Origin of the sequence: Pantoea sp. YR525 (assembly GCF_900116775.1) — a bacterium.
Classification (GTDB): domain Bacteria; phylum Pseudomonadota; class Gammaproteobacteria; order Enterobacterales; family Enterobacteriaceae; genus Pantoea; species Pantoea symbiotica.
In genome coordinates this window covers 442,392-457,046 of record NZ_FPBU01000002.1, presented here as the reverse complement: position 1 = coordinate 457,046, position 14,655 = coordinate 442,392, and the positions used below count along the sequence as shown (strand labels likewise).

Annotated in this window: 10 protein-coding genes; all 10 read left to right on the top strand. The window is 56.5% G+C overall.

The window, feature by feature from the left end; all coding sequences use genetic code 11:
* Nucleotides 1-96 precede the first annotated feature (96 nt).
* The 10 genes from tssB to BM323_RS05565 all read left to right on the top strand — a co-directional run bounded on the left by tssB (nucleotide 97) and on the right by BM323_RS05565 (nucleotide 14,485).
* Nucleotides 97-594 carry a type VI secretion system contractile sheath small subunit gene (tssB, locus tag BM323_RS05610; RefSeq protein WP_008105318.1) on the top strand — a complete coding sequence of 166 codons (498 nt, stop codon included), beginning with the start codon at nucleotides 97-99 and terminating at the stop codon, nucleotides 592-594.
* 29 nt (nucleotides 595-623) lie between these two features.
* Nucleotides 624-2,171, top strand: coding sequence for a type VI secretion system contractile sheath large subunit (gene tssC, locus BM323_RS05605; protein ID WP_008105317.1), 1,548 nt, complete (start codon nucleotides 624-626; stop codon nucleotides 2,169-2,171).
* 14 nt (nucleotides 2,172-2,185) lie between these two features.
* Nucleotides 2,186-3,526, top strand: coding sequence for a type VI secretion system baseplate subunit TssK (tssK, locus tag BM323_RS05600; RefSeq protein ID WP_008105316.1), 1,341 nt, complete (start codon nucleotides 2,186-2,188; stop codon nucleotides 3,524-3,526).
* Nucleotides 3,523-4,197: a type VI secretion system protein TssL, short form gene (gene tssL / locus BM323_RS05595; RefSeq protein ID WP_008105315.1), complete on the top strand. Its 675-nt coding sequence runs from the start codon at nucleotides 3,523-3,525 to the stop codon at nucleotides 4,195-4,197. Before tssK ends, tssL begins: the two co-directional genes overlap by 4 nt.
* Nucleotides 4,194-5,885 carry an OmpA family protein gene (locus BM323_RS05590; protein WP_008105314.1) on the top strand — a complete coding sequence of 564 codons (1,692 nt, stop codon included), beginning with the start codon at nucleotides 4,194-4,196 and terminating at the stop codon, nucleotides 5,883-5,885. The genes tssL and BM323_RS05590 overlap by 4 nt, the downstream gene beginning before the upstream one ends.
* A 4-nt stretch (nucleotides 5,886-5,889) precedes the next feature.
* Complete coding sequence (gene hcp, locus BM323_RS05585; RefSeq protein WP_008105313.1) at nucleotides 5,890-6,381, top strand: type VI secretion system effector Hcp; 492 nt, start codon at nucleotides 5,890-5,892, stop codon at nucleotides 6,379-6,381.
* A gap of 203 nt (nucleotides 6,382-6,584) precedes the next feature.
* A complete protein-coding gene (gene tssH / locus BM323_RS05580) occupies nucleotides 6,585-9,185 on the top strand; it encodes a type VI secretion system ATPase TssH (RefSeq protein ID WP_008105312.1) in 2,601 nt (866 codons plus the stop codon).
* Between the two features lie 43 nt (nucleotides 9,186-9,228).
* Nucleotides 9,229-11,730 carry a type VI secretion system Vgr family protein gene (locus BM323_RS05575; protein WP_091003273.1) on the top strand — a complete coding sequence of 834 codons (2,502 nt, stop codon included), beginning with the start codon at nucleotides 9,229-9,231 and terminating at the stop codon, nucleotides 11,728-11,730.
* Between the two features lie 15 nt (nucleotides 11,731-11,745).
* The gene (locus tag BM323_RS05570; RefSeq protein ID WP_008107511.1) at nucleotides 11,746-12,495 is read left to right on the top strand and encodes a T6SS immunity protein Tli3 family protein; all 750 of its coding nucleotides are present in this window, start codon (nucleotides 11,746-11,748) and stop codon (nucleotides 12,493-12,495) included.
* Nucleotides 12,496-12,511: 16 nt separating this feature from the next.
* Nucleotides 12,512-14,485, top strand: a complete 1,974-nt coding sequence (locus BM323_RS05565) for a T6SS effector phospholipase Tle3 domain-containing protein (RefSeq protein WP_008107513.1) — start codon at nucleotides 12,512-12,514, stop codon at nucleotides 14,483-14,485.
* The last annotated feature ends 170 nt before the right edge of the window (nucleotides 14,486-14,655 follow it).

Here is a 14,655-nt window from a genome sequence, read left to right as displayed (position 1 = left end):
TTGCCTTCCTAAAATATCAGCTATATATTCGCGCGGTAACACACAGGGAAAGTGTGCCTACGCGTGCTTTCCGCGCCATTTTTACAAGGAGTAAACATGAGCAACTCTTACCAGAACGAAATCCCTAAAGCACGTATTAATTTGAAGCTTGACCTGCACACGGGTTCAGCCGCTAAGAAGACCGAGCTGCCGCTTAAGCTGCTGGTGACCGGCGATTTCAGCAACGGCGCGGAAGATCGCCCGCTGTCTGAACGCGAAAAAATCAACGTCAACAAAAACAACTTCAACAGCGTGCTGGCCGATATCGCGCCTGAAGTGAAATTCTCCGTGCCAAACACCCTCGCCGGTGACGGCAGCGAAGAGAACGTGGCACTGAACTTCCGCGACATGAAGGACTTCGAACCGGAGCAGGTTGCCCGCCAAATCCCTCAGCTGCGCGCCATGCTGGCGATGCGCAATCTGCTGCGCGACCTCAAATCCAACCTGCTGGATAACGTTACCTTCCGCAAAGAGCTGGAAGCCATCCTGAAAGATCCGGCACTCAGCGACGAACTGCGTAGCGAGCTGTCTGCGTTAGCCACCGATCAAGCCTGATCATCCCCGTAACGGACTATAGAGAGAGAATGCTGATGTCAGTTCAGAATGAAACCCATGCCAATGGCGCAACCACCGTGCTGGATCGCCCGGCTGCGGGCGGCGTCTACGCGTCGCTGTTTGAAAAAATCAACCTCAATCCGGTATCAGAGCTGAGTGACCTCAACGTCTGGCAGGACAATCAGGCGATGTCTGATGCCACCGCCGACGAGCGCGTCACCGCCGCGATGCAGGTGTTCCTGACGCGCCTGAAAATCAGCGGCGCGAAAGTGGAGAAGCTGGATAAAAACCTGCTGGATCACCATATCGCTGAGCTGGACCGCCAGATCAGCCGCCAGCTCGACGCGGTGATGCATCACGACGAGTTCCAGAAAGTGGAATCGGCGTGGCGCGGCCTGAAGTCGCTGGTGGATAAAACCGACTTCCGCCAGAACGTGAAAATTGAAGTGCTGGACGTGTCGAAAGATGACCTGCGTCAGGACTTCGAAGACGCGCCGGAAATCATTCAGAGCGGCCTCTATCTGCAAACCTATGTTGCCGAATACGACACGCCGGGCGGCGAGCCAATTGGTGCGGTGATTTCAGCTTACGAGTTCGATGCTTCTGCACAGGACATCGCGCTGCTGCGCAACCTGTCGAAAGTAGCGGCGTCGGCACACATGCCGTTTATCGGTTCTGTCGGTCCGCAGTTTTTCCTCAAAGAATCGATGGAAGAAGTGGCGGCGATTAAAGACATCGGCAACTACTTTGACCGTGCCGAATACATCAAGTGGAAATCGTTCCGCGACACCGATGATTCACGCTATATCGGCCTGACCATGCCGCGCGTGCTCGGTCGTCTGCCGTATGGCCCGGACACCGTGCCGGTGCGCAGCTTCAACTACATTGAAGAAGTAAAAGGTCCGGATCACGATAAATACCTGTGGACCAACGCCTCGTTCGCCTTTGCCGCCAACATGGTGCAAAGCTTCATCAGCAACGGCTGGTGCGTGCAAATCCGTGGCCCGCAGGCTGGCGGCGCGGTGCAGGATCTGCCGATCCACCTGTACGATTTGGGCACCGGCAACCAGGTGAAAATCCCGTCTGAAGTGATGATCCCGGAAACCCGCGAGTTCGAGTTCGCCAACCTCGGCTTCATTCCGCTTTCTTACTACAAGAACCGTGATTACGCCTGCTTCTTCTCGGCTAACTCGACGCAGAAACCGGCAATCTACGACACCGCTGATGCCACCGCCAACAGCCGCATCAACGCACGTCTGCCGTACATCTTCCTGCTGTCGCGCATCGCGCACTATCTGAAGCTGATCCAGCGCGAAAATATTGGCACCACCAAAGACCGCCGCCTGCTGGAGCTGGAACTGAACACCTGGGTGCGCACGCTGGTGACCGAGATGACCGATCCGGGCGACGAGCTGCAGTCTTCACATCCGCTGCGCGATGCGAAGGTGCTGGTTGAAGATATTGAGGACAACCCGGGCTTCTTCCGCGTCAAGCTGTTCGCCATCCCGCACTTCCAGGTGGAAGGCATGGACGTGAACCTGTCGCTGGTTTCTCAGATGCCGAAAGCTAAAGCGTAAGGCGGAACTCAGGGATGAAAACAGAACAACCACTCTGGGGCCGGGGCACCATGATCTCGCCCCAGCACTTTCAGCAGCAGTCCGCCTGGCAGGCGTGGCACAGCGAGTGCATTGCGCGCATGGGGCTTAATCAGCCGTGGGGCGTATTTCAGGTTGAGTTTGAGCCGGATGCGCTGAAGCTTGGCCGGCTCAAGCCGCGTCATCTGCACCTGCGTTTTCGTGATGGCACGCTGATCGATACCCACAACGCCGATCCGCTGCCACCGACGTTGACGCTTGAGGCGGAGCAGAAGGAAGTGACGGTTGTTCTGGCGCTGCCGCAGCTCTACGCCAACGGCGGCAACTGCCTGCAGGAGAGCGACGTGGCGGAGCGTCCGGTACGATTCCGTCAGCGTTGGCGCGATATCCGCAACCTGTTCGGGGACGATACCCGGCAGGTTGCGGTATTGCAGCCTGAACTGACGCTGCGTTATGCACATCAGGACAACAGCGACTGGCTGACCTGTCCGGTGGCGCGTCTGCAGCAGGATGCGCAGGGCGGTTGGGTGCTGGACAGCCAGTTCCTGCCGCCACTCCTGACCCTGCAATCCAGCCCGTGGCTGATGACGGCACTTGAACAACTGGTGACGCAGCTGCGCGCACGGCTGGCGCGTCTGATGGCAATGCGCCGCGAAAGCAACCAGCGCATGGCCGATTTTGCCGTCGCCGACGTGTCGCTGTTCTGGCTGCTCAACGCGCTAAACAGCGCCGAGCCGCTGCTGGCCGATTTTCAACGTCATCCGCAAAGCCCGCCGGAACGGCTTTATCCCGAACTGGCGCGCCTGGCGGGCAGTCTGCTGACGTTCTCACTGGAACATCAGGTCAGCGCCATTCCGGCTTACCGCCATGACAATCTGAATGATGTCTTTCCGCCGTTGTTCGACCTACTCGGCACACTACTGGAAGCCAGCCTGCCGTCGCGCATGGTGGCAATCGACATGACGCACGACAGCCGTCTGCGTCAGTGGCAGGCGCGCCTCAACGATCCACGCCTGCGCGAGGAAGCCGATTTCTACCTGTCGGTGCGCTCGCCGCTGCCGGTGGCGCAGCTGCAGGAGCAGTTCCCGCGTCAGTGCAAAGTCGGCAGCCCGGATGACGTGACTGCGCTGGTCAACAGCTCGCAGCTGGGCATTCCACTCAAGCCGCTCAGTCACGTGCCGGCCGCCATTCCACTGCGCCTGGAGAACCAGTATTTCTCGCTGGATCTGTCCCATCCGGCGTCCCGCGCGATGCTCGACAGCGGCAGTTGCATGTTTTACGTACCCGGCACGCTGGGTGACCCGGAACTGGAACTCTTCGCGGTGCTGAGATCATGAGTACTGAAGCAAAAACTATCGATATTGATGCGCTGCTGCAGAACACCTGGCTGCAGGTGATCAGCCTGCGCCACGGCCCGCAATTTGCCGATGGCGAAGGGCTTGCGCTGTGGCAGCGCTGCGTCAGTGACGCCGAACGCGTGCAACTGGCGCTGCGTGGCGCGGGCGTCAGCCGCGAGAGCCGCCATGACATTCTGCTGGCGCAGTGCGCGCTGCTGGATGAGGCGGTTAAAGGGCGCGGCGTGCAGGATGATGCCTGCGTGCAGTGGTATCACATGCCGCTGCAGGGCCATTTTTTACAGACCATGGATGCGGGCGAAACGTTGTGCGACCGCATGCAGCAGGTGCTGGCGCAGCCGGAAGCCGATGGCATGGTGTTGACCTGTTTTCATCGCGTGATGATGCTGGGCTTTCTCGGCGGATATACCGCTATTGATGCACCCGCGCGCCAGCAGCTGGTGAGCGCGCTAACTAAGCGCGTACCACCTTTCACGCGTGAGGCGGATGCGCCGTTGTTATCGCTGGCAAGTGGTGGGCTGCGAGCGGGTTGGTTAAGCAGCTGGCCTGCACGTCTTGGCCTGACCGCGCTGCTGCTGGCCGCGCTTTGGTGGGGGCTGAATCACTGGCTCGATCACCTCATCACGGCGCTGCTGCCCGGAGTCAAAGGATGACGACGCTGCTTCCACGCCTGCTGGTGCTCTGGATTTGGCTGCTTGCGGCGGTGTTGTGCACGCAGTTTCTGAGCTTTACGCGCAGCAGCGATTTCCTCGTGTTGCTGGCGATACTGCTGCTGGCTGGCACGGTAACGTTCAGAGTGCTGCGCCGCCGCAAGCATGTGACGAGTCAGGAATGGACTGATTTGCCCGATGTAGCTTATCGGCAGCCGGTGATGCTTTGCTGCAATGCAAGTGGTCTGTCGGACGTGGAACCGGTACGCGTGTTGCCGCACGGCTGCTTTATTCACGTTGCCGATAGCAGCGAACTGCAGCACAACGTGCGTGAGTTGTTGCTGCAACGTCCCGACTGGGGCCGCCAGATTTCAATCTGCCTCAATATCAGTCCACAGCAACAGCAGGACAGCGCAGCGCTGGAAAATGCGCTGTTCGCTCTGCGCTGGCAAATTGCGTTACTGCGCCGTGAAACCCGTCAGTCGCTGCCGCTGCTGCTTAACATCGGCGTTGCCGGCGAGATGACGCAGTGCGCTGCACCGCTTTGGCAGGTACAGCTGGCGGGAAATAGCCCACAAATCTGGCAGGACGACATCTCACCGCGTGGCTCAAGTGAATGGCTGCAGTCGGGCGGAAGCGTGGCGATCCAGCAGCAGGTCCTGCTCAATTCGCTGGATGCGTGGACGCGTCAGCATGTGCTGCGCGTGTTGACGGAGGTGCACAGTGATGTCGCCGCCGTGATACCCGCTACATATGTTTTGCAGCTGCAACCCGCTACGCCGGTTGCTGACTATGACTCTCTGTGGTGCGCCTGGTTATGGCAGCACACCACCATACGCCGCGCCGGTGCTGCAGCGAACATAGCCGTCATCCTGCCCGACTTTATCCTTCCGCTGCTTCCAGAAGGACGTGGCGTGACGCCGGGTATCCGCGCGTTGCGCACGGCGATCACGGCCTTCACTGTTGCCGCAGTCATCGCACTCTGTGCGGTGGCCTGGAACAACCAGTCGCTAATCCATCGCATCGTATTCGACCTCGAACACTACAACCGCATTGCCATGACCGACTACGCCCCGAAGCTCGCTGCTGTGCAGGTGCTGCGCGAGGACGCGAGTCAGCTCGACAACTATGCGCGTCAGGGCGCGCCGCTGCGCCTGAGTCTGGGGCTTTATCAGGGCGGGCATCTGCATCTGCCGGTACTGCACGCCATTAGTACCTGGATACCTGAACCTAAGCCAAAACCTACACCGAAGCCAAAACCGCAGCCCACACTGGTGCGGCTGGACGCGATGTCGCTGTTTGATTCAGGCAAATCCGATCTGAAAACAGGCTCGACCAAAGTGATGGTGAACGCGCTGGTCAACATCAAAGCGCGCGCGGGCTGGCTGATTGTGGTCGCGGGTTATACCGACGATACCGGCAACCCGGCACTGAATCAGCGTCTGTCGCTGAAGCGCGCCGAATCCGTGCGTGACTGGATGCGCGACACCGGCGACGTAGACGAAAGCTGCTTCGCGGTGCAGGGTTTCGGCCAGAGCCGCCCGATTGAAAGCAACGACACGCCGGAAGGCCGCGCGGCTAACCGGCGGGTAGAAATCAGTCTGGTGCCGCAGGCCGATGCCTGCCAGGCGCCGGACGCAATCCCTCCGTCATCACAGGATGGTGACGGCAATCATGAAGAAAAGGAGTAACAACATGGCAATTCCGGTTTATCTGTGGCTGAAGGACGACGGCGGTGCGGACATCAAGGGATCGGTGGACGTGCAGGACCGCGAAGGCAGCATCGAAGTGGTGGCGCAGGAACATAACCTGTACATCCCGACTGACAACAACACTGGCAAACTGACCGGCACGCGCATCCACACGCCGTTCCTGTTCACCAAGGAAATCGACTCGTCCAGCCCGTACCTCTACAAGGCGGTCACCACCGGCCAGACGCTGAAGTCTGCCGAGTTCAAATGGTACCGCATCAGCGACGCCGGCCAGGAAGTGGAGTACTTCAACACCAAGCTTGAGAACGTGAAGGTGGTGAAGGTCAATCCGGTGATGCACGACGTTAAGGATCCGTCGAAAGAGAAGCACAACCATCTGGAGCAGATTGAGCTGCGCTACGAAAAAATCACCTGGACCTATAAAGACGGCAACATCATTCATTCCGATTCGTGGAATGAGAGAGCGACAGCATAACAGCTGTAAGGGCGGTCCCATCGGACCGCCCACCTCGTAGGGTCGCCATTCATGGCGACCTTGAAAGGCACCACGCCAGATGCCTTTTGCTTTCATCCCTTCAGGGTGAAACCACAAGTCATTTCCACCTCAGACCTGCTGACCTTATGCGCTTCGGTACACGGCGACGGGCGGTAGCGTGCCCCTAATCAGGAGATTTTGCTATGGACAGTCAGTCAGCCGCGCTTCTGCGTCGCCTCAACCCGTTCTGCGCTCAGGCGCTCGAAGCCGCCGCCTCGCTGTGTCAGACCCGCGCGCACGCTGAAATCCAGCCTGAACACTGGCTGCTCAAGCTGCTGGAACAGGGCGAGGGCGACATTACCGTAATTGCGCGCCGCTACGAGTGGGATATGGATGCCATCTGGCAGGATTTGCTGGCGTTTCTCGACCGCCAGCCGCGTGCGGTGCGCGGGCGTCCGCAGCTTTCGTCCTCATTAGAAGCGCTGTTAAAGCAGGCGTGGCTGATGGCCTCCGCATCTGATAACAATCTGCAAATCCGCAGCATCCATCTGTTGATGGCACTGGCCGAACAGCCGTCGCTGGTGCGCTGTGAAGGACTGTGGCCGCTGCTGAGCCTGCGCATCAGCCAGCTCGAGCGTTTACAGACGATGCTCGAAGCACAGTCCGACGAGCGTGCGGAAGCCGAGCAGCCAGAGATGCCGGTCAACACTATCCAACAAGCTCCCATAGGCGAAACCAAAACTCCGACCGCCGAAGCCCTTGCCCGCTTCACCCGCGACGTTACCAGTGACGCGCGCAGCGGCAAAATCGACCCGGTGTTTGGCCGCGACAACGAAATCCGCCAGATGGTGGATATCCTGTCGCGCCGCCGCAAGAACAACCCGATTCTGGTCGGCGAGCCGGGCGTTGGCAAAACCGCGCTGGTGGAAGGGCTGGCGCTGCGCATTGCCGAAGGCAACGTGCCAGATAGCCTGAAAACGGTAAGCGTCCACACGCTGGACCTCGGCATGCTGCAGGCGGGCGCGGGCGTGAAGGGCGAGTTCGAGCAGCGCCTCAAAAACATCATCACCGAGGTGCAGAACGCGCCGCATCCAGTGCTGCTGTTTATCGACGAGGCGCACACCATCATCGGCGCGGGCAACGCAGCGGGCGGCGCGGATGCGGCCAACCTGCTGAAACCGGCGCTGGCGCGCGGCGAGCTGCGCACCATCGCGGCCACCACCTGGAGCGAATACAAGCAGTACTTTGAGAAGGACGCCGCGCTGGAGCGACGCTTCCAGATGGTGAAGGTGGACGAGCCGGACGACGACACCGCGTGCCTGATGCTGCGCGGCCTCAAGTCGCGCTACGCCGACCATCACGGCGTGCACATCACCGATGCGGCAGTGCGCGCCGCCGTCACGCTGTCGCGCCGCTACCTCACCGGCCGCCAGCTGCCGGACAAGGCGGTTGACCTGCTCGACACCGCCGCCGCGCGCGTGCGCATGAGTCAGGACACGGTGCCGGAAGCCATCACGCGACTCAGAGCGAAACTGGACGCGCTGAACATCGAGCAGCGCACCATCCTCGACGACGAAGCGCTGGGCGGCGCGGTTTCGCAGGAGCGGCTGGCAGAAATCGCCGGCCTGATTGCGGTAACCGATGAAGAGCTGGAGGCGCTGGAGCAGCGCTACGGCATCGTGCAGTCGCTGATGCAAGAGCTGCTGGAAGGCCGCAAAGACGCCAGCCAGCGCAGCGCCATCGCACAGCTCCAGACCGATCTGGACGCGCTGCAGCCCGGCGATCCGCTGCTCACCGCCGACGTCGACGCGCGCATCGTGGCGGGCGTGATTGCCGACTGGACCGGCGTACCGCTCTCTTCATTAATGAAGGACGAGCAGGCCGAACTGCTGACGCTGGAAAACCAGCTCGCCACGCGCGTGGTCGGGCAGGATGCAGCGCTCAATGCCATCGCCCAGCGCCTGCGCGCCTCGAAAACTGGACTGACTGCGGAAAACGGTCCGCAGGGCGTGTTCCTGCTGGTCGGCACCAGCGGCACCGGCAAAACCGAAACTGCGCTGGCGCTGGCCGATTTGCTGTACGGCGGCGAGAAGTCGTTAATCACCATCAACCTCAGCGAATACCAGGAAGCGCACACCGTTTCCCAGCTCAAAGGCTCGCCGCCGGGCTACGTCGGCTACGGCCAGGGCGGAATTCTCACCGAAGCGGTGCGCAAGCGCCCGTACAGCGTGGTGCTGCTCGACGAAGTGGAAAAAGCGCACCGCGACGTGATTAACCTGTTTTATCAGGTGTTTGACCGTGGCTTTATGCGCGACGGCGAAGGGCGCGAAATCGACTTCCGCAACACAGTAATTCTGATGACATCCAACCTCGGCAGCGACGCGCTGATGCAGCTGCTGGAAGAAATGCCCAAAGCAGCCGAATCCGACCTGCAGGAGTGCCTGCGCCCAATCCTGCGCGACCACTTCCAGCCGGCGCTGCTGGCCCGTTTCCAGACGGTGATTTACCGCCCGCTGGCGCGCGACGCGATGCGCATCATCGTGGAGATGAAGCTCAGCCAGGTGAGCCAGCGGCTGCAACGGCATTACGGCATCCGCACCACTATCGGCGACGGCCTGTGTGACATGCTCACCGACGCATGCCTGCTGCCGGACACCGGCGCGCGCAACGTCGACAGCCTGCTCAATCAGCAGATCCTGCCGGTGCTGAGCCAGATGATTCTGCAGCACCGCGCCAGCGGCACCTTAGGCAACAGCCTGACGCTGGACACCAATGATGAAGGTGAAGTGACCTTTACGTTCTGAATGATCGACGGTTCCTGCCTGCGGCATTTAAAAGGATTTAACCATGACAGATACGGCCATTACCCTGTTCAGCCACAGCCATCACCGGCTGAAGGTCACGGGCAGCGCCTCACCGCTCGACGTGCTGAGCTTCGAAGGCGAGGAGTCGCTGAGCGCGCCCTTCAGCTGGAAAATTATCTTTACCAGCACTGACAAGCACATCAGCCGCGAAGCGATGCTGATGAAAACCGCCTCGCTGACGTTGCAGGCCTCGCCGCAGAGCCTCAGCGACTTACTGAAAAAAAATGAACCGCTGCGCGTAGTGCAGGGGGTGGTCACCGGCTTCGATACGCTCGGCGTGTCGGCAGATGAGGCGCGCTACGCCATCACGCTGCAGCCGCGTCTGGCGCTGCTGGCGCGCACCCGGCAGAACGCCATCTGGCAGGATGCGTCGGTGCCGCAGATTGTCGAATCCATCCTGCGCGACCGCCACAGCATGCGCGGGCAGGACTTCGTGTTTAACCTCAGCCGCGACTACCCGAAGCGCGAGCAGGTGATGCAGTTTGACGAAGACGACCTGCGCTTCGTATCGCGCCTGCTGGCGGAAGTGGGCATCTGGTTCCGCTTCACCACCGACACGCGCCTCAACATTGACGTGGTGGAATTTTACGACGGCCCGCAGGGCTACCAGACCGGCCTGACGCTGCCCGCCGTGCCGCCGTCCGGCCTGCACGACAGCGGCGTGGAGTCGGTGTGGGCAATGGAAAGCCGCTTCCGGGTGGTGGAGAAAACCGTCAGCACCCGCGACTACAACTATCGCGACGCCACCGCCGACATGAACGCGCAGGCCGACGTCACCGGCGGCGACGACACCACCTGTGGCGAAGCCTACCACTGGGCGGATAACTACCTGCAGGCGGGCGAGGCGTACAGTGCGACTCCCGCCACCGAAAGCGGCGCGTTCTACGCCCGATTGCGCCACGAGCGCTACCTCAACGGGCAGACGCGGCTCAGCGCCAAATCCAGCTGTGCCTCGCTGATGCCCGGCGTGGTGGTGCGCGCCAGCGGCGGCGACAACGTTGCTGAAGTATTTCGCAGCGGCGTGGTTATCACCTCGCTGCTGTGCCGCGCGGCGCGCGACAGCAGCATGGAAACCGCCTTCCACGGCATCCCGGCGGGAGGCCGCTACGGCTACCGCCCGGAACCGGCGCCGCGCCCCGTGATGGCCGGCACCCTGCCGGCGCGCATCACCAGCACCACCACAAATGATACCTACGGCCACATTGACCGCGACGGGCGCTATCGCGTCAGCATGCTGTTTGACCGCGCGGGCTGGGAAAGCGGGCATGAAAGCCTGTGGGTGCGCCAGTCGCGCCCGTTCGCCGGCGACACCTACGGCCTGCACCTGCCGCTGCTGGCGGGCACCGAGGTGGCGATTGGCTTCGAGCACGGCAACCCGGACCGCCCGTACATCGCGGGCGTGCTGCATGATTCATCCCATGCGGACCACGTCACCATCCGCAACTACAGGCGCAACGTGCTGCGCACGCCGTCGAACAACAAGCTGCGCCTCGACGACACGCGTGGCCAGGAGCACATCAAGCTCAGCACCGAATACGGCGGTAAAAGTCAGCTCAACCTCGGTCATCTGGTGGATGGTGAAAGGCAGGCTCGCGGTGAAGGCTTCGAGCTGCGCACCGACAGCTGGGGCGCCATTCGCGCGAACAAAGGGCTGTTTATCAGCGCGGACGGGCAGGCAGGTGCGCGGGGTAAGCAGAAGGAGATGCAGCCGGTGCTGTCGCGCCTGTCCGCCGCGCTGACGGAAATGCAGTCGCTGGCGGCCAGCGCGCAGCAGGCACAGGCGCTGGCGGCGGACGTGGCGCGTCAGCAGGCGCTGCTGCAGAAAAAGATAGAAGGCATGCAGCAGGAAGTGCTGCTGGGCAGCGCGCCGCAGGGCGTGGCGCTGGTGAGCGGCGGGGATATGCAGCTGTCGGCGCAGGATAACCTGACGCTGACCGCCGGAAAGCAGATGGACCTCGGCGCGCAGAAGGACTTCACCGTCGCGGCAGGCAAACAAATCAGCCTGTACAGCCGCGAGGGCGCGAAGCTGTTCACATCCCGGGGCGATATCGACGTGCAGGCGCAGGGCGGAAACGTGACGACCTGGTCAACGCAGGACACGCATATTTCGAGCGGCAGGAAGCTGGTCGTGACGGCGCAGGATGAGCTGACGCTGATTTGTGGCGGCGGGTATATAAAGCTGAAAGGGGGCAACGTGGAGATTGGCGGGCCGGGCAAGCTGCTGGTTGAAAATGCGGGCATAAGTAAAGCTGGTGCAGCGAATATGGAAGGTGTGATGAAGTCATTTTCACCAGAAACTTTTGATGAGAAGTTTGTCGTCACAAATGCGTTAACAGGTCATCCGATAGCCAACCTGCCTTACCGCATTACCATGCCGGGAGGAAAAGTGATTGAGGGAGTTACTTCTGCTTCTGGCGAGACGGAATTGGCTCAATCTGAAATTGTTGACGACATGATCCTGACATTTAATCCGACATCAAAATAACATTGGGGTATTACAATGGATAATACTGAAAGTAAAACCATGAGCAGAAGAAAAAAAATAATATTGTCTGTATTAACTTTCCTTGTAGTTGTGATGATAGTTATCTGGAGCTTTATTTTACCAATGATACCTACTGTAGGTGGAAGCTTTGGTTACGGCTTTCCAAGTGGTTCAGGTGGCCGTGCTATCAGGAGTGTTGAGATCGATGTTGACCCGCAGATTGTCTATCGCATAGATAATCATCGTTTTTTCACCTTTGAAAATTATGTGAGTTGCAGTAGTGGTGGATTCGTATACTACAATGACACAAAGAGAAAAATTAAGAAGCTCGCTGGAATAGAGGGTAGTGACAAAAAACTTCAAAATGAGGTATCTATCAGTGAGCGTAATGATGTTTTATCTTTTATTGGTAAATTCATCTACTCTGCTGGAGATGATGTCATTGCATATCCTACTAGAAATGTTAACTATAAGTATGGTAACTCTACTCACTTTATATCTTTTAGAAATGTTAATAACCCCTCGAAAAACTCCCGGATGGAGGTTGCTGGTCCAAATATTTCCATCATAGTTAAGGATGATTCCGTACTTACTAAAATAAGTGCTTTGAGTAAGTTTTACTACAGTCATAACGCACCGTTAAATTCAACTAGTTATGGTTTTATTAATGATGAAGATTTAGTGTTAAACAGCACGTCAATAGATGACCGTTTTCATTGTAATGAAAGTATCAAGCCTAGAAAAATAAAGTACATTTCAAACTGACAGGAAGTTCACTGATATGAAAAATGGAAAAGAACCAACCCGAGATGCTGCTTGTTTTTTTAGTGATAACGGGACACCTCAATTTCGAAGTAGTCTTTCGCCGAAAAGCGTTCAGGTTAGGGCTGAATGTAAACACCCTCCTCATTACCCAGGGGTTATTATTTTTGTTCATGGTGTAAACTCAACTGGAGAATGGTATTCTTCCGCAGAAGAGAACTTATGTAATGGGTTAAATATTCGTTTGGGCTTAGCGAAGACACTATATGAGTTAAAGTCAAATATATATAATTGTGACGACTCAAAAGATTTTGATAATTATAAGAAAGACCGTGTATTGCTTAATGCCAAAGAAGCTAACTCGCCAGTAATCCGTTTTTATTGGGGTTATCGTTCAGCTGATGGAGAGGAGGACACTTATCAAATACCTCTGGTTAATAAGCAAAGTGAAGATTATCATCACCTTAAAAATCAAGGTGTTTCTCCAGAAGCATTACGGGGGAAAGGCCCATGGTTCTGGGGTGGGGGGCCGTTCCAAAATGGAACAACCAATCTATTTTCACTCTGGAGTGGTCAGGGTTTCAATGAATACATCCGCTTTGTTAATCATAAGGTACAAACATTTGCTCCAGATTTTGACCGCCTGTTAACAACTGCACCGCCACGAAAATATTATGCGCATGCGGCCAAGCGCCTAGCTGATTTAATTGATTCAATTCGGGAAAAGTATCCACAAGACACTGTTAGCGTAATATCTCATAGCCAGGGGACCATGATAGCTCTGGCTGCAACGACACTGTCGAAGAAAGCACCGGATAGCCTTTTCATCCTTAATTCACCTTATGGAATGAAGTCAAAAGTTACAGATTATTTTTCTACGCCCAGTAATGAGATAGTTTCAGATAGGGCGAGAGAGCAAACTCTTGAAGCAATTATAAAAAAAATAGCTGATCGGGCTACTTTCCTTCCTCCTGATAAATATAGCAAGTTGTTTGTTGGGAAATCTGATGATAATAAACCCTGGACACCAAAAATATCTATTACATTAGCATCAGGAAAGCAGATACCTGAAAGGGATAACCATGGCAGGCTCTATATATACTGTAATCCACACGACAGGGTTATGGGGTCATCTCCTCTGTTGAGCCTTGGTTGGCAGGGATTGCCTAATAGTGGAGAGGATCAACAACCTCATAAATTAATTACAAATTATAAAGGCCATTTGTTTCAAAGAATGATGGCGCGTTCTACCTCATGTGGTTCAGAACCTAACGCCAAAACGGCTTTCTGGCCACTGCCTGATGGTAAGCCGTTTTGGGATGATAACGGTGATTTATTTACTTACAATGAGCCTGATAAACAGACTTTAGATATTAATGCTGAAGAAGTCCCTGAACCAATTCTCGCACATGAAATGGTTGATTTTGATAAGATACGGCCCGGGAATGGTAAAAAATGGGATGAAAGCCCTGCATCCCGCGAAGGATTTGGGTGGGGGCAGTTTCACGAAAGTGAAAATAATGAACAACAAAAAGTGATGGTGCCAAATGATGATACTTTTGATAATTTTGTAGTTTTATATCCAAGAAATAAATTGCCAACCGGAAAATACCAATCATCTGGTCAGGATTATCCTAAAGCCAAACCTGTGATGCGTGAGGAAACTGATGAAGAACGTCGCATCCGAGTCGGCGCTTATATTTCGCAGCCAACCGATCACAGTACCTTACCTAATAGTCCTGACTTTATGCGACGGGTTGTTGCCTATGATTTGCCTATTGGTTTTTGTGATGCCACATGGGATAAGGATTTCATGGCAAAGTTACGTGATGTAGCTGATTGGACTAAAGGATATGACTCATATTTTGAAAAGGGTGAGCTAAATATTCCCAATATCCCCCCGGAGATATCTACCGAAGTCATTCCTGAAGATGAATTACAAAGAAAAAAAGCTGAATGGGATCTTATTAATAAAGAAAAAATTAGTATGTGATTAATTATAACATCTATCTCGCCACATTAAAAATATCAATGATTTTTAAATTTAATTAGGCCGAGTCTTGTTAAATGTGTCTGTATTCTTCAGTGTGACATAGGCTGGATATTTAAAGGCTTGTTAGGAGTAAGTTAATGGCAGGGGTATACGCATTAATTTTCTGGGGC